21 protein-coding genes are annotated in these 22571 nt (G+C 38.4%); 13 read left to right on the forward strand and 8 right to left on the reverse strand.

Annotation, left to right across the window (positions count from 1 at the left end; translation table 11 throughout):
• Window positions 1-32 precede the first annotated feature (32 nt).
• The 5 genes from EHQ52_RS02045 (at window position 33) to EHQ52_RS02065 (ending at window position 4923) form a co-directional block, all read left to right on the forward strand.
• Window positions 33-899: a DMT family transporter gene (locus tag EHQ52_RS02045; protein ID WP_135613622.1), complete on the forward strand. Its 867-nt coding sequence runs from the start codon at window positions 33-35 to the stop codon at window positions 897-899.
• A gap of 4 nt (window positions 900-903) precedes the next feature.
• Window positions 904-2595: a glycosyl hydrolase family 67 gene (locus EHQ52_RS02050; RefSeq protein ID WP_135613623.1), complete on the forward strand. Its 1692-nt coding sequence runs from the start codon at window positions 904-906 to the stop codon at window positions 2593-2595.
• Window positions 2596-2638: 43 nt separating this feature from the next.
• Window positions 2639-3244 carry an MORN repeat-containing protein gene (locus tag EHQ52_RS02055; protein WP_135613624.1) on the forward strand — a complete coding sequence of 202 codons (606 nt, stop codon included), beginning with the start codon at window positions 2639-2641 and terminating at the stop codon, window positions 3242-3244.
• Between the two features lie 113 nt (window positions 3245-3357).
• Window positions 3358-3789, forward strand: a complete 432-nt coding sequence (locus tag EHQ52_RS02060; RefSeq protein WP_135613625.1) for an Rrf2 family transcriptional regulator — start codon at window positions 3358-3360, stop codon at window positions 3787-3789.
• A gap of 132 nt (window positions 3790-3921) precedes the next feature.
• Window positions 3922-4923, forward strand: a complete 1002-nt coding sequence (locus tag EHQ52_RS02065) for an alpha/beta hydrolase (RefSeq protein WP_135613626.1) — start codon at window positions 3922-3924, stop codon at window positions 4921-4923.
• Between the two features lie 19 nt (window positions 4924-4942).
• On the opposite strand, the gene EHQ52_RS02070 is transcribed toward EHQ52_RS02065, so the two are convergent.
• Window positions 4943-5839: a LysR family transcriptional regulator gene (locus EHQ52_RS02070; RefSeq protein WP_135613627.1), complete on the reverse strand. Its 897-nt coding sequence runs from the start codon at window positions 5837-5839 to the stop codon at window positions 4943-4945.
• A 92-nt stretch (window positions 5840-5931) separates the two neighbouring features.
• Between EHQ52_RS02070 and leuC the strand changes: the two genes are divergently transcribed.
• The 3 genes from leuC (at window position 5932) to EHQ52_RS02085 (ending at window position 9003) form a co-directional block, all read left to right on the forward strand.
• Complete coding sequence (leuC, locus tag EHQ52_RS02075) at window positions 5932-7335, forward strand: 3-isopropylmalate dehydratase large subunit (RefSeq protein ID WP_135613628.1); 1404 nt, start codon at window positions 5932-5934, stop codon at window positions 7333-7335.
• Window positions 7332-7958 carry a 3-isopropylmalate dehydratase small subunit gene (gene leuD / locus EHQ52_RS02080; protein ID WP_135613629.1) on the forward strand — a complete coding sequence of 209 codons (627 nt, stop codon included), beginning with the start codon at window positions 7332-7334 and terminating at the stop codon, window positions 7956-7958. Before leuC ends, leuD begins: the two co-directional genes overlap by 4 nt.
• A 127-nt stretch (window positions 7959-8085) precedes the next feature.
• Window positions 8086-9003: a lysophospholipid acyltransferase family protein gene (locus tag EHQ52_RS02085; protein ID WP_135613630.1), complete on the forward strand. Its 918-nt coding sequence runs from the start codon at window positions 8086-8088 to the stop codon at window positions 9001-9003.
• A 55-nt stretch (window positions 9004-9058) separates the two neighbouring features.
• Here the strand turns inward: EHQ52_RS02085 and EHQ52_RS02090 are convergent, their stop codons facing one another.
• The gene (locus EHQ52_RS02090; RefSeq protein WP_135613631.1) at window positions 9059-9328 is read right to left on the reverse strand and encodes a hypothetical protein; all 270 of its coding nucleotides are present in this window, start codon (window positions 9326-9328) and stop codon (window positions 9059-9061) included.
• A 144-nt stretch (window positions 9329-9472) separates the two neighbouring features.
• Window positions 9473-10279: an enoyl-CoA hydratase-related protein gene (locus EHQ52_RS02095; protein WP_208653434.1), complete on the reverse strand. Its 807-nt coding sequence runs from the start codon at window positions 10277-10279 to the stop codon at window positions 9473-9475.
• A 105-nt stretch (window positions 10280-10384) separates the two neighbouring features.
• Here EHQ52_RS02095 and EHQ52_RS02100 point away from each other — a divergent pair, with 105 nt between their 5' ends.
• Complete coding sequence (locus EHQ52_RS02100) at window positions 10385-12721, forward strand: sensor histidine kinase (protein WP_135613633.1); 2337 nt, start codon at window positions 10385-10387, stop codon at window positions 12719-12721.
• 652 nt (window positions 12722-13373) lie between these two features.
• Here EHQ52_RS02100 and EHQ52_RS02110 read toward each other — a convergent pair.
• Window positions 13374-14789, reverse strand: coding sequence for an OmpP1/FadL family transporter (locus EHQ52_RS02110; RefSeq protein WP_135613635.1), 1416 nt, complete (start codon window positions 14787-14789; stop codon window positions 13374-13376).
• 274 nt (window positions 14790-15063) lie between these two features.
• Between EHQ52_RS02110 and epsC the strand changes: the two genes are divergently transcribed.
• A complete protein-coding gene (epsC, locus tag EHQ52_RS02115; RefSeq protein WP_135613636.1) occupies window positions 15064-15960 on the forward strand; it encodes a serine O-acetyltransferase EpsC in 897 nt (298 codons plus the stop codon).
• A gap of 36 nt (window positions 15961-15996) precedes the next feature.
• Here the strand turns inward: epsC and EHQ52_RS02120 are convergent, their stop codons facing one another.
• Complete coding sequence (locus EHQ52_RS02120; protein ID WP_135613637.1) at window positions 15997-17703, reverse strand: family 2A encapsulin nanocompartment cargo protein cysteine desulfurase; 1707 nt, start codon at window positions 17701-17703, stop codon at window positions 15997-15999.
• A complete protein-coding gene (locus EHQ52_RS02125; RefSeq protein ID WP_135613638.1) occupies window positions 17690-18631 on the reverse strand; it encodes a family 2A encapsulin nanocompartment shell protein in 942 nt (313 codons plus the stop codon). Before EHQ52_RS02125 ends, EHQ52_RS02120 begins: the two co-directional genes overlap by 14 nt.
• A 474-nt stretch (window positions 18632-19105) precedes the next feature.
• Between EHQ52_RS02125 and EHQ52_RS02130 the strand changes: the two genes are divergently transcribed.
• A complete protein-coding gene (locus tag EHQ52_RS02130) occupies window positions 19106-19945 on the forward strand; it encodes an AraC family transcriptional regulator (RefSeq protein WP_135613639.1) in 840 nt (279 codons plus the stop codon).
• A gap of 78 nt (window positions 19946-20023) precedes the next feature.
• Window positions 20024-20581 (forward strand): YbhB/YbcL family Raf kinase inhibitor-like protein, encoded by a 558-nt coding sequence (locus EHQ52_RS02135; protein ID WP_135613640.1) that lies wholly within the window; start codon window positions 20024-20026, stop codon window positions 20579-20581.
• Window positions 20582-20666: 85 nt separating this feature from the next.
• Here EHQ52_RS02135 and EHQ52_RS02140 read toward each other — a convergent pair whose 3' ends face one another.
• The gene (locus tag EHQ52_RS02140; protein WP_135613641.1) at window positions 20667-20912 is read right to left on the reverse strand and encodes a hypothetical protein; all 246 of its coding nucleotides are present in this window, start codon (window positions 20910-20912) and stop codon (window positions 20667-20669) included.
• Between the two features lie 200 nt (window positions 20913-21112).
• Here EHQ52_RS02140 and thiM point away from each other — a divergent pair, with 200 nt between their 5' ends.
• Window positions 21113-21904: a hydroxyethylthiazole kinase gene (gene thiM, locus EHQ52_RS02145; protein ID WP_135613642.1), complete on the forward strand. Its 792-nt coding sequence runs from the start codon at window positions 21113-21115 to the stop codon at window positions 21902-21904.
• A gap of 22 nt (window positions 21905-21926) precedes the next feature.
• Here thiM and EHQ52_RS02150 read toward each other — a convergent pair whose 3' ends face one another.
• Entirely contained in the window at window positions 21927-22565 is a 639-nt protein-coding gene (locus EHQ52_RS02150) for a LuxR C-terminal-related transcriptional regulator (RefSeq protein ID WP_135613643.1), read from the reverse strand.
• Window positions 22566-22571: the final 6 nt, after the last annotated feature.

A 22571-nucleotide genomic window follows, 5' to 3' on the forward strand; every position in this document is an offset into this window, starting at 1 on the left:
TCCAAATAGGCATCGGAAATTAGTCCTGCCAGATGCAGGAAAACAGACTTAGAACCTATCTTGAATTCCAAGTTTCCCAAATTTTGATCAGTGGAAACGTATTATTCGCTCAGGTTCTTTCTTATTCCCCTTCTCTTATCACCTGGGGAAGAACATTATTTGCAGCAAGTCTTTTAGGTTTCGTTCTTTGGTTTAGAAAAAGACCATTCTTCTTCCCCACTAAAAAAGAAAATTGGATCTCATTTTCTTTAGGATTACTTTTAGCGTTTCATTGGGTTACTTTTTTTGCTTCAGCACAAGAAGCGACAATTGCTGTGGCAGTGCTCACCCTATTCACTCATCCAGTTTGGACCGTATTACTGGAACCTTTATTTTTTCCTTCTAAGATCAGAAGCCTAGATCTAGGACTGGCTGTTCTCGTCCTATTTGGAATGTGGATACTCGTCCCAAGTTTTGATCTAGAAAACAAATATCTTTTGGGAGTAGGACTAGGGCTTTCCTCTTCCTGGGCGATGGCATTCAGAAATATTCTCACTAAAAAATATCTATCCGGTCACGGATCCACACAAGTGATGTTTCACCAAACTGCTGTTACTTGTTTTGTTTTAAGCCCAGTTTTGCTATTCGAAGACCTATTCGTTACTCCTAAGGATTGGGGACTAGTCATCCTTTTGGGAGTATTTTTCACAGCAATAGGACATACATTCTATATCAAATCTGTATTTAAGATGAAGGTCAAAACAGCAGGATTATTATCCACTGTGCAACCAGTATATTCTGCAATTCTTGCCTGGGCGATCTTACATGAGGTTCCAAGAAAGGAAGAATTTATAGGAGGAGCGCTGATCTTATTTGCTGCTGCACTCGAATCTTTTAGATACAGAAAAAAAACGGAATAGAAGAATGTTTGCTCTTGTAGATGGATCTGCTCCTTTCTTTCTGGAATCCAAAGAAAAACACCAAAATTGGTCCAAGGCACCTTTGGCTCATTTGGAGAAGTCTTCCCTTCCTTCTAAGAAAAAACATAAAAGAGTCAGAGAATCTTTTTACAAATATACTAAAAGAATTTCTAAATTAGGATTTAATGCAGTCAGTCTGGATGAACTTTGTTATCTTTCTGAAAGAGATTTTTATCCAGAAGATCTAAAACGTAAGATCTCATCTTATCGTAAAAAATATAAAAAATTATTCAAGATCGCTTCTTCTCAAGATCTAAAAGTATTTATCACCACAGATTTTTTCTCCATCAATGATTCCATTTTAGAACATACAGGTGGAAATCTGGATAAGATCATCCAACTTTTTAAAGAATCATTAGAAGACCTATTTTCCAGTTTTCCAGAAATTTCAGGAATCGTTCTTAGGATCGGAGAATCAGATGGAGTGGATGTTACTGGAGATTTCAGAAGTAAACTTCTACTCAAAAAACCCAAACAGGCAAACGTATTTCTGAAGGAAGTCCTGCCTGTTTTCGAAAAATATAATAAAACATTAATATTTAGGACCTGGACATTAGGAGCCTACGAAATAGGAGATCTAATCTGGAATCCAAAAACGTATCGTAAAGTATTCCAAGATATACAAAGCAAATCTCTGATCATTTCTTTAAAATATGGAGAAGGTGACTTCTTTAGATATCTTCCTATCAATCCATTATTTTTCGAAGATGATAAACCTAAACTTTTAGAACTACAGGCAAGAAGAGAATACGAAGGTTTTGGAGAATACCCAAGCTTTGTAGGTTGGATGTATGAAAAATACAGATCAGAACTTTTAGGAAAAGCGAATATTGCAGGGATCAGCGTTTGGACACAAACTGGAGGTTGGTCTTCCTTCAAGAACATCACTTTTTTAAAACGTTCTTCTTATTGGAATGAATTGAATACATTCGTTTCTGTTCAACTATTCACAAAACCAGAAAGAAGTTTAGAAGATATACTTAATAAATTTTACGGCAAAAAGAATTCAGATCTATTTTTAGAATTTTTAAAATTAAGCGAAGAATTGATCTTAAATCTTTTATACGATCCAGGATTTGCCAGACAAAGTTTTTATATGCATCGTGTTCGGATCCCTCCCATTCTTCATATCACTTGGGACAAGATCACTGTTTCTGATCCGTTCCGATCCTTATATTCTTACTTAAATCCAAATCCCCAAGAATCATTGCGATTAGGAGAAGAAACTTTTGCCCAGCTTTCTCGCATGAAAAAGATCTCTGAAAAATTGGATCTTCCTTATGATTTCCAATTCCAGAAAAAAACATTTCGGCTGATTCTAAACGCAAGAAAACTACTCTACTCCGAAAACTTAAGCCTATTAGCCGAATCAAAAAGGCTCGCAAAAGAATATCATAAGAAATATCCTAAAACTTTCCGCTTCCAATTCCAGGCATCCAAATCCAAACCTTCCCGGTTTTTAGGATTTATACTGAAATTATTTTTGAGAACAAGAAGCCGCTACAGGCTAGGCGACAAAATCTTATTTCATCCCATTTTGCGTAAGATCTACTATCTGGTGTTTTTAGGGATCAAAAACAAACTTCCCGACTTTATCAACCGCCAGGGGATGCCAGTCAGAGAATTATTACAGTGAAATCTTAATTGACGAAACTAAGTTTAGGGTCAAAAATTTTACTATGGCTCGAATTTTCACAGGTTCCCTGATTTCCATTTTCGCATTTTTTATAATATTCAACTGTTCTTCCACGGAAACAAAGGATTCTTCTGAATCTTCCAGCAATACAAGCGCAAGTGTATCCAGATCAGAAGGTTCAAACTCCTCTTCTAATAGATCCATTAATCCAGACCAAGAAACTGAAGACGGTCGTTGTGAATCAGGCAACTGTGAAAACGGCACAGGCACCTATGTATATTCTACGGGCGATATATACACCGGTGGATTCAGTAGCGGAATGAGAGAAGGTAAAGGCAAATTCGTTTATAAGAACGGAGATAAGTTCGAAGGAATTTATGTAAATGATCTGAAAGAAGGAGATGGAATGTATTTCTACTCCAATGGAACTGTGATCCGAGGAAATTTTGCAAAAGGTATCATTAAAGGATCCGGCAAAGTTACATTCACTGACGGAAGTGTTCTAGTAACTGAATTTACAGACTCCAGCAATTCTAATCCAGGACCTTATACGAAAAAAGACGGAACAGAAACTGAATGTTTTCTGGAAAATAAGGTGCTCGTTTGTGTAAAACCAGATCAGAATGGTACACCTCAAACTCAGCAATAAGAACATTCTCCTATTAATACTGTCGAATATTTGTCGAGCTTAGGTATTTCGGCCGTCTAAAAATATGATTGGCGAATCCGCAAGACCAGTCATTATCAACTAAGGGGAAAAAGATGTCGATTCCAAGCAGATATTCCATAGCAATCCATATTCTTTCCCTGATCGACAAGGATGGAGAAGAAGCCAGTTCTTCTCAAATTATGGCAGATAGCATTGGGACCAATCCTGTTGTAGTCCGAAACCTTCTGGGAAAATTAAAAAAGGCGGGACTTGTAGTTTCCAAACAAGGTGTAGCAGGAGCAAAACTTGCTAAATCTCCGGAAGAGATCCAACTTTTACAGATCTATAAGGCAGTAGAAACAGAAGGTCCGCTATTCTCCATTCATGATAAGCCCAATCCGAAATGTCCTGTGGGTAAAAAGATACAAATCACTTTGACAGGAATTTTCCAAGAGGCTCAAACTGCTCTCGAGGCAAAACTAGGTGAATTCCATCTTTCAGATGTTCTCTTCCAATTGGATTCTGAAAAGAAAAAACGAGCATAAGCGCCGTTAGTTAAAGAAGAACTCGGTCTAAATCCTCATATTTCTTCTAACAAAAATCCTTGCCTCAAAATAAAGGGTTCCTAATATCCTTTTCGTTGCTCATTTCAATCCGCAAGATAATTGGAGAGAAGGATGAAAAAAATATTCAAACGGGTTTCGATTGGCCTAGGTGCTGTGCTTATCGCCTATTTGGGGATCTATTACGCTACATTTCCCAAATACGAATTCCATCCAAAGGCCGACTTAACTCAAAGTTTTGATTCGTTCTATAAAACAAAATTAGAAGAGACCAAATCACTTAACGGAAGACCAGGCTCAGAAGAAAAACTGATCCGTTATTCTCCTGGCAAAACTGAATATGCAATTCTATATATTCATGGCTTCGGCGCGTCCCGCGCAGAAGGAGAAGCAACTGTAGATAAAGTTTCTGCCTCTCTCAAGGCAAATACTTACTACTTAAGACTTCCTGGTCATGGGACCAATAATGAAGATCATAGAGATACTCCTTTTACTGAATACCTCCGCGTAGCAGAAGAAAGTCTATTAATGATGGATAAATTAGGAAATCAAACTATACTTATGGGAACCAGTATGGGCGGTTTGATATCAGTTTATCTGGCTGGAAAATATCCGGATAAGATCAAAGATCTAGTATTATTTTCACCTTTCTTTGACTTTGCAGTTCCTTTGGCTAAAATATTCTTTTATCCAGGCGGAATGACATTCGGAGAAACTGTCCAAGGAAAGATCAGAAAATCTCCTCCTAAAACACCTGATGATGGAATTGGAGATCATTATTACGAACATTGGTATAAGGATCAGTATTTAGGCGCAATCCAACATGTAAGTGGTGCGACCAAATTTGTTTTAAGCCAAAATAGTTTTGAGAAGATCAAGGTCCCTACTCTATTAGTCTATTATTATAAGGATAAGGATCATCAGGACAAAACTGCAAGTGTGCCTGCAATGCTGAAAGCTTTTGACAAAATAGGCGGAGAAACTCCGAATCCACTCAATACAAAAGCACAAATAGAAGAAGGAAGCCATGTTCTAACTTCTGAACATGTGTTCTCGAATAAAGAAAAGGTCCAAAAAGAAGTTTTGGACTTCTTACATAAGACCGGAGTAAAATAAGATTACCACCTTCTTCCTTTCAAAGGGAAGAAGGTATCCTTTCCCCCCATTCTTGCGCTGATCTTAAAATTTCTTCCGCAAGCAAAGCAAGCCCTGGTCCGGACTTTTTGCGATAACAAAGATAAAATTTCCTTTCCGTATTCCATTCTTCGAATTTTATTTTTTTGAGTTTTGGGCTGATTGAATATTCAGACAAAAATCCAATTCCGAGTCCTGCTTCTAAGGATTTGATGACTGATTCTACACTCCTAAGTTCCATTGCAATCTTGGGGCCAAACTCTTTAGAAAATGATTTTATCTTCTTCTCCACTGCTTTTCTAAGAGCAGAACCTGGATGGAATAATACATAGGATTGTTTTTTCAGATCTTCTATTCTGATTTTCTTTTTAAGAAAAATGGGATGGTCTTTGGAAGCCACAGGGAAGATCTGATCCGAAAGAAATTCCAGAACATTCAAACTTGGTTCCGAGATTGGACCAGTCAATATCCCAAGATCAACTTCTCCCTTTAAAACTGCGTCCTTGGTTTCCCCGGCATCTCCTTCTCGTACAGAAAGGGAAAGTCCTGGCCTTTTTTTCAGGATCTCCTTTAATATCTGGGGTAAGATCCAAGCAGAAACTGTTCCACCTGCTGAAATGGAATAATTTCCTTTTAGTTCATTCTCCTTAGAAAAACCATTTTGGATCTCTTCCCAGATTTCTTTCATTCGGATAGAATATTGGTAAAATCTTTCTCCTTCGTGAGTGAGTCTAACAGACCTTCCCCCTCTTTCCAAAACACTAACACCTAATTCTTTTTCTAAAAGATAGATCTGTTTAGAGAGCGCAGGTTGTGTTAATCCCAAGCGAGAGGCGGCCTTTTGGAATGTGCCTGAATCCGAAATTTCCAGAAAATAAACGATCTGTCTGAATTCCATAAGGATATATAACTTTTAGTTATATATTTTATAAAACCAATTTATTTGCATTATATCAGTAAATTTGATACCTTCTTTAATAAGAGGGAAATATGGGACAAACTTTATACGACAAAATTTGGGAAAGCCATCGTATCTCAGAGAATTCAGACTCAGAATCCATTTTATATGTGGACCGTCATGTTCTTCATGAAGTGACTTCTGCCCAAGCATTCGAAGGATTAAGAACTAAGAATAGAAATGTAAGAAGAACAGATCTTACCTTCGGAGTTGTGGATCATAATGTTTCCACAAGAGATCGTAAGAATAGAGATGCTGCAGGCCCGATCTCCAGATTGCAGATAGACACTATGGAAAAAAATTGTAAGGACTTTGGAGTTCGTTTATTTGGCCCAGAAGATCCTGAACAAGGGATCGTACATGTATTGGGTCCGGAGCTCGGATTCACCATCCCTGGTTCAGTTATTGTATGTGGAGATTCCCATACTGCAACTCATGGAGCTTTCGGAGCATTGGCATTCGGCATCGGAACAAGCGAAGTGGAACATGTGCTTGCTACCCAAACCTTAAAACAAGCAAAAACAAAATCAATGTTAGTCCATTTTATTGGCAAACCAGGTTTTGGGATCACTGCCAAAGACGTTGTCTTGGAATTGATCTCCAAAATAGGCACCTCAGGTGGAAGAGGTTTTACAATGGAATATACAGGAGAATGGATCAATTCTCTTTCCATGGAAGGAAGAATGACTATCTGCAATATGAGTATAGAAGCTGGAGCAAGAGCAAGTTTGATCGCACCTGACCAGATCACATTCGATTATTTAAAAGACAAAAAGTTAATCCCGAAAGGAGAACGTTTTGACCAAGCAGTTGAATATTGGAAAACATTCTTCACAGATAAAGACGCAGTTTACGACGAGGTTATAGAATTAGATATTTCTAAAATAGAACCTCAGGTTACCTGGGGAACAAATCCTTCTCAGTCTTTACCTATCGGAGGTGTTGTTCCTAATCCAGAAGAATTCGAAGATCCAAGAGCAAAAGAAACTGCCTGCAATGCACTAGCGTATATGGGTCTAAAACCAGGAACTCCAATCTCAGAGATCAAAATTGATAAGGTATTCATTGGGTCTTGTACAAATTCTAGGATAGAAGACTTGAGATCAGCTGCAGAAGTAGCGAAAGGAAAAAAAGTCCATCCAGATGTTCAGGCATTGGTCGTCCCCGGCTCAGGTTCAGTAAAACGTCAGGCGGAATCAGAAGGTTTAGATAAAATTTTCTTAGAAGCAGGATTCGAATGGAGAGAGCCAGGTTGTTCTCTTTGCCTTGCGATGAATGACGACGTGCTAAAGCCGGGAGAAAGATGCGCTTCTACTTCTAACCGTAACTTTGAGGGAAGACAAGGCAGAGGAGGAAGAACCCATTTGGTCAGTCCTTCTATGGCGGCCGCTGCGGCAGTGACTGGAAAATTTTCAGATGTGAGGAGATTAGCATGAACTCAAAAATTTGGACAATACATACAGGAGTTCCGATCTCTATCCCAAGAGAGGATATTGATACGGATCAGATACTTCCTAAACAATTCATGAAATTGATTGATAAGAAAGGTTTTGGAAAACATCTATTTCATGATTGGAGATATTCAGACTTAGAAGGCAATATTCCAAATCCTGAATTCATTTTGAACCAGGAAGGTTTTAAGAACGCAAGTGTTCTTGTTGCAGGAAAAAATTTCGGCTGTGGCTCCAGTAGAGAACATGCGCCTTGGGCACTTGCAGATTTTGGGTTCAGAGCGATTTTGGCTCCTTCTTTCGCAGATATATTCTCTATCAATTCTGCAAAAAATGGGATCGCTTTAGTTCGTTTGAAAGAAGAAGAGATCTCTTATCTAAATAGCTGGGTTTCTAAAAATCCTGGATCTCAAATCAGGATCAATTTGGAAAATTTGGAAGTACAAGCGGGAGATAAAACCTTCTACTTTCATTTGGATACTGCTTCCGTGAATCGGATCCGAGAAGGCTTGGACGATATTGATATCACTCTGAAAAATGCAAAAGAGATCCTGGATTTCGAACAGAAACGAAAAGCAGAAAAACCGTTTTTGGAAGTACATTGGTGATATTCTTCCAAAAATTTTTGTCCCGGTGCTCTGCACAATAGATCTTAAAAAACCTTTTATTAGCTGGAAAAGAATTCGGGGAAAATTAATATGTTCGTCATTCTTTCGCTTCTAAAAGGAACCTAGAGTGAGTTTAACAGAATCCATTCATGATAAGATCACAACACCTATTGTTAAAATCCCTGATTCAGCTCTGAAAACGGGGATCTATGATTTAACCAAGGAAGAACTGGGACAAAGGATCGAACTAAAAGAAGGAGTGAGCTTGAGATATATCACTCCTCCTGATCGCAGAAGATGGCTCTTAGATCGGTTCTTACTCGGTTCCGATCTTACATTTTTATACGGATACTTCCGTCAGATCATGATCGCAAGACAAACCGCCCTAAATGGAAAATTTTTCGATCCTCGTTGGATAGAATTATCAGGCGGGATCTTAGACCTGATCGAAGGTTGCCAAGGAAAATTCCAAATAGAAAATTTAGAGAACGTTGTCTCTCCTCAGGGACCTGTAGTTTTTGCAGGAAACCATATGAGCGTTTTAGAAACTTTTGTATTCTCGTACTTTTTAGTTCCCCACAGAAGACTTACTTATGTAGTTAAAGAAAGTTTAATAAAGGGATATTTCGGTCCCATTATGAGAAGTAGGGACCCGATCGCAGTAGGTCGTGACAATCCAAGAGAGGATCTAGTCAAGGTATTGGAAGAAGGTGAAAATCTTCTGAAAAAAGGGGTTTCTATCGTAGTATTTCCTCAAAGTACAAGAACGAGGACATTTAATCCTGCGGAATTTAATTCAATTGCGGTTAAACTTGCCTCCAGAGCAGGAGTTCCAGTGGTCCCATTTGCGATCAAAACTGATTTTTGGGAGAATGGTAAAGTATGGAAAGATCTAGGTAGCCTATACAGAGACAGAAAGATCCATATGAAATTTGGTCCTCAGATAGATACTAAAGACTCTAAAAAGGCGCAAGCAACACTTTTGAATTATGTGTTAACTAATTTAAAAGAATGGAATGTAGAAATTCTTTCCGAACAAAAATAAAATGAAAGAGCGGATCAAACAAATTCTCTAATCCGCTTTTTGGTGGGGAGAAGGTTTAGTAACCTCCCCCGCCTCCTCCTCCACTTCCCCCACCATAACCGCAAGAAGCAACGGCCAATAGATATTGGGAAGAACATGCGGTATTTGCATATCCAGGGTTTTCGTTAGAGCAAGTTAAATACAACGCAGCTGCAGCATTGCAATTTTTTTTGTCGTTCTTATCATCTCCACCGGTTCCATATAAATCGTTATACGCATCACAATTTACAAAACCAAGCGAAGATAGAACCAATAGTAAGATCAAAATCCTTTTTTTAGTTCTCATAAACATTCTCCATATTATGGCAGATAATTTTTTCTAAGAATATCTGATTGATAAGGAACCGCAATGGTTTTAGGATTAGATCACTATTTGTCGGAACCAACAATACAATTTTGGATATATAAAATGTCCTAAACTTGTTTTATTCTAACGGAACCAAAAACGATCCCCATCTAAGAAACGTTTTACACCTTCTTTGGTACTTTTGCTTTCCATTACTGGAAAAGTATTTCTGGCTTCGAGAGTTAACGCTTCTTGTAAAGGTAGGTTCCAGCCTTCTAAGGCAGAATTTAGATCTGCGAACATTGCATCTCTTGGTTGTTTACAAAGTTGAGTGGCATAAGAAAATGCTCTTTCTAAACCTTTTCCTTTTTTTACAAGTTCCCATACGAGTCCTAGTTGGTAAGCTCTCTCTGCGCGGATCCTTTGTCCTGTTAAGATCAAAGGTAAAGCAGATCCCCAGCCAAGCAATCTTGGGAGATATACTGTACCTCCATCTACTAAAGGAACTCCCCATCTTCTACAAGCGACAGAGAAGATTGCCTGAGGTTCTGCGATACGAATATGACCATGACAAAATAATTCCAAACCACCTGCGTATGTATAACCATGAGATACAGTGATCACAGGTTTTTTCTGAACGATCCTCGATCCACCTAAAGGACCAGGATCATTCTTAGCATATTCCTCTCTTTCTTCTTGGTTTAGATACAGATTTGCCATTTTATCCAAACCAGAAAGATCTGCTCCGGAACAAAATGCCTTATCACCTGCTCCATGCAAAACAGCTACGGTTAGTTCAGGATCTTTCTGAAAAGTTTTCCAAGCTTCCACAAATAGATCCGCCATCTCCTTATTCACTGCATTATGAACATCAGGACGATTCATTGTGATCTGGAAAATTTTGCCACCAGCAACATCATGAATATTTGTAATCAATGGAAGATCTGACATACCTAAATAAAAACCTAGATCTATAATACAGAAAGAACTTTTTTGTTTGGTGTTGACTTCTTAAATCTTACGTCTAAAATTCCATCTACCCGAGTTGAACCCGGTATGCCTCAAAAAGAAGAACTCGGAACAAACCAAACCTTAGATTTACTATCAGAACTTCTGGACACATACGTCTGGGAAACGGAAGATATAAGTCTTTGTAAGATCCCTTCTCAACTTTCTAAACGTTTAGGCTTAAAAGAATCCGAAATTTCCTTATCGTTCCTTCTAACAAAGATCCATCCCTCAGACAGAACAAAATTAGAAGTAGAAATTGCGTCTGCCAAAGAAGGACAAAATCCAGATCCATTTGAATTGAAAATAGCAGGACAGGATGGAGAGTTTTTATATTTCAAAGTTGGCATTCGATATTTAAGAACTTCTTCGGAAGTCCAAGGCAAATATATATTCTTACTCCAAGAGATCACAAAACCAAAGGCAGATAGAGAATCTCTCAGACAAAGTAACAGAAGATTAAAACTCGCAACAAAAGCAGCAAATGTAGGCATCTGGGATTTAGATCTTATCAAAAATGTATTAGTCTGGGACGAAGGAATGTACAATCTTTATGGAGTTCCTAAGGCAGAATTTTCAGGCGCTTATGAAGCCTGGGAGAAGTCACTTCATCCGGATGATAAGAGCAGAGCTATAGAAGATTTTTATAATGCAGTCGCAGGAAGAAAGGAATTTGATACTGAATTCAGGATCATCTGGCCTGATAAATCAGTTCATTATATTAAGGCAATTGCAGCAGTATTTCGCGACTCTGAAGGAAATCCGATCCAAATGATCGGAACAAATTGGGATATCACTCGTATCAAACTTGCAGACCAAGAATCTATAAAAAACCAGGAGAACCTTGTTTTAAGTGAGCTAATGTTCAGAGGAGCATTCGAGAATAATGGGATCGGAATGGCGGTAGTTTCTTCTGAAGGAAAATGGTTAAAGGTAAATAGAAAACTCTGCGAGATTTTAGGATATGCAGAAACTGAATTTTACTCTCTCACCTTCCAAGATATCACTCATCCAGAAGACCTAGAAAAAGATCTATCATACGTAAAACAGATCTTAGATAAAGAAATAGAATCTTATAAAATGGAAAAACGATACTTCAAAAAGGATGGTTCCATTATCTGGATCAACCTAAGTGTTTCTTCCGTTAGAGATAAGTTTGATAATTTCTTATATTTTGTTTCTCAGATAGAAGATATCACAGAAAAGAAAATTGCAGAACAATCATTGATCGCAATCAACTATGATATGAAGCAGATCTTGGATTCTGCAACACAGGTCGCCATCATAAAAACAGATTTACAAGGTGTGATCACGGTTTTCAGCAAAGGTGCAGAAAATTTATTCGGATATTCAGAAGAGGAATTGATTGGGAAATATACGCCGGAAATACTCCATGATAAAGAAGACACGGCCAAAAAAGGAAAAGAATTAAGCGAACTTTATAATAAAGAACTTAAAGGTTTCGATATATTCAGCGAGGTTGCTAAAAGAGAATCATATGATTCTAGGATCTGGAAATACAGGAGAAAAGATGGAACTGTTTTCCCAGCACAAATGATCATCACTACTGTCAAAGGTTATGATTCTAAAATTTCCGGATTTTTAGGAATAGGCACAGATGTATCTGGAGCTCAGGAATATTTAGAAAGACTGGAAGATACAAAACTACAGTTAGAAATTTTAGCAGATCAATTGAGCAGAAAGAATGCACAACTTCTAAACTACGCGCATATTACTTCTCATAACCTAAGAGCACCTACAAGTAATTTGATCTCCCTAGTTGAATTAGTGGAAGAGGCACAATCTGAAGAAGAAATACATTCCCTGCTAGGAAAGTTCAAGATCTCTGTGGATTATTTGCAAGAGACCTTAGATAGTTTGGTAGAAGTATTAAAAATACAAGAAGGCACCAGACGTAAAATAGAACCTGTCCGATTCGATTCAGTTTTAAAAAAGATAACTAGAATTTTAGAAGGTCAGATCCTGGAGACTTCTGCTGAGATCCGCTCAGACTTCTCCCCTTTAGAAGAATTCGAATATGATAAGGCTTATTTAGAAAGTATTCTATTAAATCTAATTTCAAATTCTATTAAGTATAGATCTTCTAGTCGTATTCCTAAGATAGAGATCCGGACAGAAATTGCAGAAGGAAAATATTTGCTTATTGTAGAAGATAACGGTTTAGGTATAGATCTGAAAAAATACCAAAACAAATTGTTCGGTTTACATAAAACATTCCATAGACATCCAGACGCAAGAGGTGTTGGGCTTTTCCTCACTAAGTCTCAGGTAGAAGCTCTCAATGGCAGGATTTATGCAGAAAGTAAATTAGATCATGGAACTAAAATGATCATAGAATTGCAGTCATTATCTCCTCTAAATTGAAAACTCACGAAAACTTACGTTTTTGTAGGAATTCCGACCTTATAGAAGGTTCTTAATTCTATTTAATTCTTAAATATCTATTTTCATCCGATTTCATTCGATTCGATCAAATTTCGATTTTTGGAATATTCTATTTATTTTTACAATTAGCTGAATCGGGTTGCTCCTTGGTCCAAAAAGATCTACACTTAAGGAATGGATAATAGAAGCCAGAAGTCGGACCAAAAGTACCGAATGAGAACCCAGCCGGGCGGCGTCGTGATTCATTCAAGAGCCCAGCCCCAGAAACCAATCAAGTATAGAACAGGAAGACCGGAAGAGGAAGAAATCGCCTCCTTTTGGGTATTTTATCTTTTCCTATTTATAGGATCGTTAATACCGATCGTAGGAGTATTCCCTGCGTTTATCCTGTTCTCTTTTGCGAAAAATAAGTTTTTCAAATTTCTACCGCTTGTTTTGAGTATATTAACCAGCAGCTACGCTCTTTATATAAGAGCTCACTCAGGTTCTGTATTCCAACAACTGAGAAATTTCGTCTATTAAGCCGAAAAAACTTAGAAGGACTTAAATTCTTCTTAAGAAAGAATCTATAGGTCCTAGGCAAATTTACCTTTCTTTAAAAGCCGGCAAAACTGGCTCTATTGACTTTATATCAATCGAAAGTTTTCACAGCGCCAATACTAAAAGATGGTATACCTGCTCTTGCATTATAGGAATAACCAGTTAAGTTCGCGTTACCCACGCTTCCCACTGCATGAGAAAGATCCCAGTCTGTTCCTTTTCCACCTTCTATGGTTTTTCTAGGAATATTATAACTTACAGCTATATCTAAACTCCAACTGTCAAATAAATAACTGAAACCTGCAGAAACAATATCAGTTAGAGAGAAAAATCCGCCAGTAGTTCCTCCCAAAGCATTACTTTTTACTAATGGAGAATTATAGGAATATCCGCCCCTCAATATCCAAGAAGGAGAAGCCTTATACTCTATTCCTAAAATTACCGCCCACTGATCTCTGAAATTCAAATGTGCATCCGCAGAGCCTGTTTTTCCTAAAGGAGTAGGAAGCCATGGATCTTCTAAGGTTTGATTGGCTTTTCTTAAATAAGAACCGTAATTGGTATATACAAAATCTAATGCGAATTTCAGATTTTCAGGCCCGAATGCAAATCCTAATACATGTTTTTCTGGCAAATCAAAAGTATAAGAAACACCTGTCTTACGATAATAGTTTGGATCGTTTGTTCCTACATTGTATCCACCATTCAAAGGAATTCCAACGTGAGATTGGTAAGCATATGCAATCCGGAAATAATCCGAAAAAGAATAATTTGCTCCGAGTATCCCACCTAAAGCGAAAGCATTTTTAGAACTTTCATAATAATAACCTTGGCCAGGGATCTCGATATTACCAGTTATATCATAATATTTTTGATTCAATTTCTGGGTTCCATAAGCAAGCTCTACACTTCCACCCAATGATAAATTACCAAACTTAACGGAGAGGCCGTTCACCAGTTTAAAAACTGCGAATGTATTAGAGTTAGATTCTTTGATCTGCTTAGAATTTCCAAGTGGCCCGGGCATATTAATATCTGCCCATTGGTTCACAGTTTCTCCAGTAGGAGTATTTCTTGTGATCTTATCTACTCCTCCTGAAGCTCCTCCTGGAACATAGAATGTAACTCCATAATTGATCGTTTCAGTCACAGGAAGTTTAAAAGCGATATAAGGACCTGGACCAACCACGTTAGTCGATTTATCATTCTCATAGACGAGTTCCGGATTCGGATCTTGGAAACGGTCCCTGTATCTGTTTTGGATAAGAGAAGCGCCCAAACCAAATTCCAATTTTTTGCCTTTAACCAAAGATAAATTAGCAGGATTTAAGGCCACATCTACCGGAGAACCTCCAAGTGCGTAACCCGCGCCAGCAAGACCTAAATATCTGGAATTGATCGCGTTGAAGTATAATCCATCAACTGCCAAAACTTCTCCGCTCCCAAAAACGAATAATAAGAATATTATAAATATCGAATACTTATTTCGGACCAAACCTCTATGCATTTCTGTTCCTCCCGAGAACCCTGAATTACAAAAGTCTCGAAAGGATTTCCATCATAACACGCAAAAAATCCAATAAAACGAAATCAAATGTACAAAAGAGATAAATATATTAAGCATAGAACCTATATAACTAAACAGTAGGATCTTAAACATACAATTAAAGCAGAATTATATTTAATATATTAAAATAATTATGGATTTTATGGAAATATACTCAAAATATATCTATTATAGCAGATTCAATTCCGTAAAAGAAATCTATCAGGAGAATACTATGGGAATCCATGAAACAAACGGAACACCTCAAATCGATCCAGGACTGGAAGATATATACCGTAATTTCCTAGATTCTATATTCAAAAAACAGAATGAAGATCCTCATCGTTATGGAGGAAGACAGGTTGCAGGGCAATTCGTCCAAGAACTATTCGATATTCTTTTTGCAGGATTTTTCTCAGATCTTAACTTTAGAGATCGAACTCAGGTAGAAGATAGTATCTCCCGTTTTCTACTAGATGCAAAGAAGAAGTTACAACCGTATCTTGTAGGGTCCAATGGTCCTGAGATCAATTGGGTTCTTTCAGAACTTAAAAAAGAATTACCCTTACTTTATGATCTAATCTGGAAGGACGCAATCGCTGCCTATGAAGGAGATCCTGCTGCAGAAAGTGTAAAAGAAGTGATACTCGCCTACTCTGGCTTTTATGCGATTGCAGTTCACAGAGTTGCACATGTATTACATCGTTTAAGAATTCCAATTTTTCCAAGAATGCTAAGTGAATATGCTCACGAAAAAACAGGGATTGATATTCATCCTGGAGCTAAGATCGGAAAATCATTTTTTATGGACCATGGAACCGGGATCGTAATCGGTGGGACTTCCGAAATTGCGGATAATGTTAAAATCTACCAAGGAGTTACTTTAGGAGCTCTTTCTGTAAGTAAAGACCTAGCAAGTATTAAAAGGCATCCTACAATTGAAGAAAATACGATTATCTATGCAGGGGCTACTATATTAGGTGGAGATACTGTGATCGGAAGAAATAGTATCATAGGAGGAAATACTTGGCTCACACAAAGTGTTCCTCCTTATTCTGTAGTGTATCAGAAAAATGAGATCCGGGTCAGGAATTCCAAAGAACTGGACAATGTGATCGATTTTTCTATTTGAAGAATATTGATCGAAGCTTGTTTTCGGATCCGACCCTCAAAGAGGGCCGGAAGTCCTTCCACCTTTCAGATCGTAAAGAGCCCGGATAAGAGCATCTATATCTTCGCAAGTATTATAAAATGCTAAAGAAGGTCTTACAGTACTTTCTAATCCGAATCTTCTTAAGATAGGTTGTGCACAGTGGTGTCCTGATCTTACTGCAATTCCTTCCTGGGCTAAATATCTTCCTACGTCTTCTGTTTTAAAACCTTCCAACACGAAAGATAATACCCCAGCCTTATCAGGTGCAGTTCCGATCATTTTCAGACCAGGAATTTTTTTAAGTTCCTTTGTCCCATATTCCAAAAGAGAATGTTCATATTCTGCAATACGGATCATTCCGAATTTATTTAGATAATCGATTGCTGCACCTAATCCTACTGCATCCGCGATATTACCAGTTCCAGCTTCGAAACGAAAAGGGGCTGGTTGATACACTGTTCTTTCGAAAGTAACATCTTGGATCATATTTCCTCCACCTTGCCAAGGAGTCATTTGGTCCAAAATTTCTTTCTTACCGAATAAAACCCCGATCCCAGTTGGAGCAAAAACCTTATGACCAGAGAATACATAAAAGTCGCAATCCAGTGCTTGCACATCCACAGGCATATGTGAGACTGCTTGGGCCCCGTCCAATAATACCTTGGCGCCTTGTTTATGTGCCAATTCTATCATTGCCCCAGCCGGAGTTACAGTTCCTAATGCATTCGAAACTTGGGTGAATGCAACTATACGAGTCTTAGGAGTTAGTAATCTTTGGTATTCGCTTAGAATGATCTGTCCTGTTTCGTCTACTGGAATTACCTTTAGTTTAGCTCCCTTCTCTGAGCATAACATCTGCCAAGGAACAATATTAGCATGATGTTCTAACCAAGAAATAAGAATCTCATCATCCTTTCCTATATTCTGTCTTCCCCAGGTTTGGGCGACTAGATTGATCGCCTCAGTAGCACCTCTAACAAATACGATCTCCTCGGTCGAAGAAGAATTTAGAAAACCCTTTACCTTCTCCCTTGCAGCCTCGTATGCGTCAGTCGCTCTTGCCGCAAGAGTATGAGCTCCCCTATGAATATTGGAATTCTCATGTTTGTAAAAGTAGGAAAGTCGATCGATTACTGCCTGAGGTTTATGAGTGGTGGCTGCATTATCCAACCAAACTAAATTTCGACCATTTACCCTCTCTTCTAAGATGGGAAAATCTTTTCTGGCATAACTCAGATCGAAATTTCCTGAAGAAATATCTACAGAAGGAACTAAACTTGGGCTAAAACTAAACGGATCAGAAATTTGGATATTCTGGGCTTGCGATTCAAAAGACCTGAATTCATCCAAAAAAGAAAATGGAGAATTCTGCCTAGGTAAACCTTGTCCGGAACCTGGGACATTCAATCCTCCAGGGAATGTAGGAACTCCAACACCGGACAATCCTAGATCAGGAACCCTTGTATATCCAGCCCCAGAACTAGAAGTCCATGAATTCACTTTAGAAGCAGATTCTGCCTGAGAGATAATTCCTTGGCTATCTGCAGGAATCTCATTTGGGATTTTGGAAGAAGAAAGAACCAATTCGTCCACGTTAGATCCACTTGAAAGAGGTCCGAAAAAATTCTTAGACCATTCTGCAATCAAGTTAGGATCTACGGGAGGTGAATCCTTCCAGGAAAATTCTCCGGGATATTCCGGAGAAAAATCATTTGTACTCATAATAATTGCCTACATCCACGTTCTCTAAAACAGCGATCGCATCGTCGGTCAGAACAGCAGCAGAGCAATAAAGAGAGATCAAATAAGAGCCGATTGCAGAACGATTGATCCCCATAAAACGAACAGATAGACCAGGAGTTTGTTCTCCAGGTAAACCTGGTTGGTATAGACCAATCACACCTTGTTTCTTTTCACCAACTCTTAAGAGTAGAATGTTGGTTGTCCCACCGGGAGCCTTAGGCGCGGTCTCTCCTCCTACTAAAAGTTTATCAGTAGGAATAATAGGAAGTCCTCTCCAAGTTAGGAACTGTGCTCCAAAAAGAGAAACTGTAGCTGGTGGAACTCCCCTGCGAGTACATTCTCTACCGAAAGCAGCAACTGCCAATGGATGAGCTAAGAAGAAAGAAGGTTCTTTCCAAACTTTAGAAATGAGTTCGTCCAGATCGTCTGGTGTAGGAGCTCCTTTTCTAGTTTGGATCCTTTGTTTTTTAGGAACATTCTTCAATAGACCATAATCTTCATTATTGATTAGCTCATTCTCTTGGCGTTCTTTCACACTCTCGATAGTTAGTCTTAGTTGTTCCTGGATCTGATCGTGAGGAGTGCTGAATAAGTCGGAAACTCTAGTATGAACATCCAGCACAGTGGATATCGCACTTAACGTATATTCTCTAGGTTTTTCTTCGTAGTCTACGAAAGTTTCAGGAAGAGGTTGTTCGTCTTTCTGTCCGCAAAGAACTTCTACCGAAGTATTGTCCTTTACTTTATTCACTCTTAACGTTCCGGACTCTAAAGGTTTCCAATCCAATAAACGAACTAACCATCGAGGAGTGATTAAATCATATTGTGCATTTGTTTTAGTTGTATTTGCAAGCTTGCGAGCTGCGTTATCTCCCAAAGAATGTTGTGGAATGCTGTTTTCAGCCATATTAAAACTCCTGATTAGCCGAATGGTTCGATCCTTTACGTTTATTTATCGTTTTAAACGAATAAAGGGATTCAGATGTCGAAATAACTCTGTTTAATATATTTTAATAGATGATAAGTATATTAAACAAATCAAATGTACTAAGAAAGATCGAAACATTCGTTCCTGTTGGTATTCGATAAGTAACAAAATTGGGAAATACTTTTTTATTCTTTTGGGAAATTAATAAAAACAGAAGAAGAATGATGAAAGAAATTATCCACAAAGAGATTTAACTTACTTACAAATCTGTATAATGTACAAGAAGGTGAAGAGTAAGATTAACTCTGATCGAAGCAGTTCATCTAAACAGAAATTTTATATGATTTATTGACTTAAAACCTTGTTTTTAGGCTTGGATAGACAAATAAAACAAAATCCTTTTCAGTCATTTCGGAGGAGACAGTCTAATAACGAACTCGGAAACTATAACCTATGAAACGTTCCATCATATCCAGAGAAGGGGTCGGACTCTCGGCCACAGTGATCCAAAGACGAGAATTATACCTTTCCAGAGTAGTTACAGATCTTCCCACACTCGTGTTCGTCAAAAAAGGGATCAAAAGCATAAAACAGAATGATCTGGAATTGGATATCAAATCGGGAGAGGCTGTTGCAATTGCAGGAGGCCAGGCATTCGACGTGATCAATCGACCGGATAATGGAGAATTTGAGGCTGCATGGATCGCATTCCATCCAAACGTGATCCGAAATTACAAACCAAATCTCCAAGATTTGAAAGAAATCGAACCAGCATTCATTTTTTCTAATATAACTTCTGGATTTTCAGATGCATTTCAACTCGCAAGAGAATCTATCACCACAGACAAAATAATCTCCGACCAGGTCGCGATCCACAAAGCGACTGAGATATTGATCTGGCTCGGAGAATATGGTAGAAAGTTTAAGATACCTTCTACTGATAATATTTCTGGGAAGGTCCGATCTTTTTTGAGTGCAAATCCTGCGAAAGACTGGTCTGCCATCGAAATTGCAGATCGTTTGGAGATGAGCGAGGCAACATTGAGAAGAAGACTTTCCTCTGAACTATCTTCTTTTTCAGAGATACTGATCGATGTCAGAATGTCATTTGCTCTTTCTCTATTGCAGGCAACAGATCGGAGTATAGGAGAGATCGCAAGAGAGGTAGGATACGATTCAGCCTCCAGATTCGCAGTCCGTTTCAGGGATAGATTCGGATATTCTCCTACAATGCTAAGAAGAGAAGCAAGTCGTGATCGGAACGGCACAATCCTTGATCGGGTCCGGACATAAGACCTCTTTTTTCGTAAATTTGGGATGCATACTTAGATTTCCGATGTTATTCTACATCGCTAAGAACTCGGAGGTTTTATGAAGAGATTCCTATCGTTTCAAAACGGTATATTACTTTGTGTTTTATTCTTTGCTGGATCCGCCTTTGCCGGTGACTTAAAAGTCACTAGCTCCGCCCTCAAAGAAGGAGGAACAATCACCAACACTCATGTGTTTTCTGGATTCGGATGTTCCGGAGAAAATAACTCTCCAGACTTACAATGGTCAGGCGCTCCTAAAGAAACAAAGTTTTTTGCTGTGACTGCTTATGATCCGGATGCTCCTACCGGAAGCGGATGGTGGCATTGGACTGTGATCAATATTCCTGCGACTGTCACTAGCCTTCCTGCAAAAGCTGGAAATGATAAAGGACCTCTTCCTGCAGGTGCAGTCCAAGGTAGAACTGATTTTGGTAAACCTGGATATGGCGGACCATGCCCACCTAAGGGAGACAAACCTCACCGTTATATATTCAAGGTATTCGCATTAAAGGATAAGATCGATTTAGATGGTGAAGCTTCTGGAGCGTTAGTCGGATTTTACATCAATTCCCTAAAACTTGCTGAAGGAAAATTGACTGCAAAATACGGAAGATAATTTTCTTCTCCGAAGTCGGGCAAGGCCGGCTTCGGATTTTTACGTTATTCGCAATTATTAGAAAAACAAAAAGAGAGTTAAAATATTATTCAGCGTTCAATAGAGTAAGAGCGATCTCTTTAGAACAATCGTATGCCTCTATATCCAAAACAAAATCGTCACCAGAAGTCATATTGGTTAGGATCTCAGTTCCACTACTTCTCAATTCACCAGTGATTAGATGATCTAATTGCATATATTCTACATTACCAATTCCGAATGTATATCCATGCTCGGTAAGTATAATCATTTTATTCGACTTCTCATTGATGCCGGCTATCCTTCCTTTCATTATTCCTCCCTAATGAAACTAGATAAAAGTGGTTATAAATATAGACGGATCTTATAAAAAATCCCTACACTATGTCTTACGATTTCAAAAAAATTCGCAAAAAATATTAAGTTAAGTGTTAAGTTGCCGACCTATGCCCATGAGTCCTTGAGTAATAGATCGACTTTTTAAGGGAATCCAAACTATTATACATTGTAGGTATGTTAGATTCAAATATTCCCCAAAAAACCTGGCCTTCCCCGGAGATCGTATCGGATCTTGCAGATATTCGTAAACATGCGCCACTTACTCATGTGCTTACTAATATAGTAGTCACAAACTGGACAGCGAATGTCCTTCTGGCAGCCGGAGCTTCTCCTGCTATGGTCATAGCGGAAGAAGAAGTTTCTGATTTCGCTACAATTGCAGGTGGAATGCTGATTAACGTTGGGACCATCAATAGCTTTGATGCCAAAGCAATGAAGTCAGCCGCAATCGCTGCTCATAGAGCTGGAACTCCTTGGGTTTTAGATCCAGTTGCAGTAGGCGCTCTTAGATACAGAACTGAAATTGCGAAAGACCTTTTACAGCATAAACCAACCGTGATTAGAGGAAACGCTTCAGAAATCTTAGCTTTAGCTGGTGCTGTAGGCGGAGGAAAAGGTGTGGATTCTACTGCTTTTTCTTCTGATGCTCTACCCCTTGCAAAAAAATTAGCGACGAGCACAGGATCTGTAATTGCTGTCAGCGGAGAAGTAGATTATATCACAGACGGAAAAGAGACAATCGCAGTTCCAGGAGGTCATATCTTAATGACCAAGGTGACTGGAGTTGGATGTTCCTTAGGAGCATTGATTGCTTCCTTCTTAGGTGTTCAAAAGGACCCATTACAAGCCGCAATTTCTGCATCTGCTATTTTTGCAATCGCAGGTTCTAAAGCCGCAGAAAAGTCTTCTGGCACAGGAACTTTTGCCGTGGCATTTTTAGACGAACTGACTAATTTAGGCGTTTAAAAAGAGAATAGGACGAGCCTAGTTAAGGCAATAATCCTATATCACTCGCCTTTCTTACTAATTCAGCTCTATTATGCACATTCAGTTTTTTGTATATATTCTTAACATGATGCTGGACTGTATATTTACTGACTTTTAGGAATTCGGCCACTCTTCCGATTGTTTTTCCTTTTACCATTTCATCCAGGATCTGTTTTTCTTTAGGAGTCAGTTTAAACTCTCCCGAATAATCCTTTTGTTTAAAACTATTTAATACACGGAAAGCGATCGTAGGAGTAATGATCGCTCCTCCTTTAAGAACCGTATCCACTACATCAGCGATATCTTTTAATTCAGATTTTAAAATATAACCGATAGCACCATTCTTTAAGGATTCATAAATTAATTCGTCCGAATTCATATTGGAGAGCATAATTTTGGATATCTCAGGATCTCTTGCAGAAATTTTCCCTGCAAGCTCTACTCCATTCATTTCAGCCAACATGATATCCAGAAAAATAATATCTAAGGCTCTACCTTTCTCGTCTTCCCAAAAAGATTCTGCGGATTCCCAATGGAACACTCCACCTATCTCAGGAATAGATTCCAAAGTTTTTAAGATCTGATCCTTAAAACTTTCGTCGTTTTCTACGATTCCTACTTTGATATCTGAATTTTTCATGATCGT

The sequence above is a fragment of the Leptospira koniambonensis genome, assembly GCF_004769555.1.
GTDB lineage: Bacteria > Spirochaetota > Leptospiria > Leptospirales > Leptospiraceae > Leptospira_B > Leptospira_B koniambonensis.

Excerpts from the sequence above, each read along its gene's own strand:
- EHQ52_RS02070 (WP_135613627.1), bottom strand. The coding sequence starts at position 5,839 with ATGGAATTCAGACAGATCGTTTATTTTCTGGAAATTTCGGATTCAGGC.
- EHQ52_RS02110 (WP_135613635.1), bottom strand. The coding sequence starts at position 14,789 with ATGCATAGAGGTTTGGTCCGAAATAAGTATTCGATATTTATAATATTC.
- EHQ52_RS02150 (WP_135613643.1), bottom strand. The coding sequence starts at position 22,565 with ATGAAAAATTCAGATATCAAAGTAGGAATCGTAGAAAACGACGAAAGT.
- EHQ52_RS02140 (WP_135613641.1), bottom strand. The coding sequence starts at position 20,912 with ATGAAAGGAAGGATAGCCGGCATCAATGAGAAGTCGAATAAAATGATT.
- EHQ52_RS02135 (WP_135613640.1), top strand. The coding sequence starts at position 20,024 with ATGAAGAGATTCCTATCGTTTCAAAACGGTATATTACTTTGTGTTTTA.
- epsC (WP_135613636.1), top strand. The coding sequence starts at position 15,064 with ATGGGAATCCATGAAACAAACGGAACACCTCAAATCGATCCAGGACTG.
- EHQ52_RS02125 (WP_135613638.1), bottom strand. The coding sequence starts at position 18,631 with ATGGCTGAAAACAGCATTCCACAACATTCTTTGGGAGATAACGCAGCT.
- EHQ52_RS02055 (WP_135613624.1), top strand. The coding sequence starts at position 2,639 with ATGGCTCGAATTTTCACAGGTTCCCTGATTTCCATTTTCGCATTTTTT.
- EHQ52_RS02100 (WP_135613633.1), top strand. The coding sequence starts at position 10,385 with ATGCCTCAAAAAGAAGAACTCGGAACAAACCAAACCTTAGATTTACTA.
- EHQ52_RS02065 (WP_135613626.1), top strand. The coding sequence starts at position 3,922 with ATGAAAAAAATATTCAAACGGGTTTCGATTGGCCTAGGTGCTGTGCTT.
- EHQ52_RS02045 (WP_135613622.1), top strand. The coding sequence starts at position 33 with ATGCAGGAAAACAGACTTAGAACCTATCTTGAATTCCAAGTTTCCCAA.
- leuD (WP_135613629.1), top strand. The coding sequence starts at position 7,332 with ATGAACTCAAAAATTTGGACAATACATACAGGAGTTCCGATCTCTATC.
- EHQ52_RS02060 (WP_135613625.1), top strand. The coding sequence starts at position 3,358 with ATGTCGATTCCAAGCAGATATTCCATAGCAATCCATATTCTTTCCCTG.
- leuC (WP_135613628.1), top strand. The coding sequence starts at position 5,932 with ATGGGACAAACTTTATACGACAAAATTTGGGAAAGCCATCGTATCTCA.
- EHQ52_RS02090 (WP_135613631.1), bottom strand. The coding sequence starts at position 9,328 with ATGAGAACTAAAAAAAGGATTTTGATCTTACTATTGGTTCTATCTTCG.
- EHQ52_RS02095 (WP_208653434.1), bottom strand. The coding sequence starts at position 10,279 with ATGTCAGATCTTCCATTGATTACAAATATTCATGATGTTGCTGGTGGC.
- EHQ52_RS02120 (WP_135613637.1), bottom strand. The coding sequence starts at position 17,703 with ATGAGTACAAATGATTTTTCTCCGGAATATCCCGGAGAATTTTCCTGG.
- EHQ52_RS02130 (WP_135613639.1), top strand. The coding sequence starts at position 19,106 with ATGAAACGTTCCATCATATCCAGAGAAGGGGTCGGACTCTCGGCCACA.
- EHQ52_RS02050 (WP_135613623.1), top strand. The coding sequence starts at position 904 with ATGTTTGCTCTTGTAGATGGATCTGCTCCTTTCTTTCTGGAATCCAAA.
- thiM (WP_135613642.1), top strand. The coding sequence starts at position 21,113 with ATGTTAGATTCAAATATTCCCCAAAAAACCTGGCCTTCCCCGGAGATC.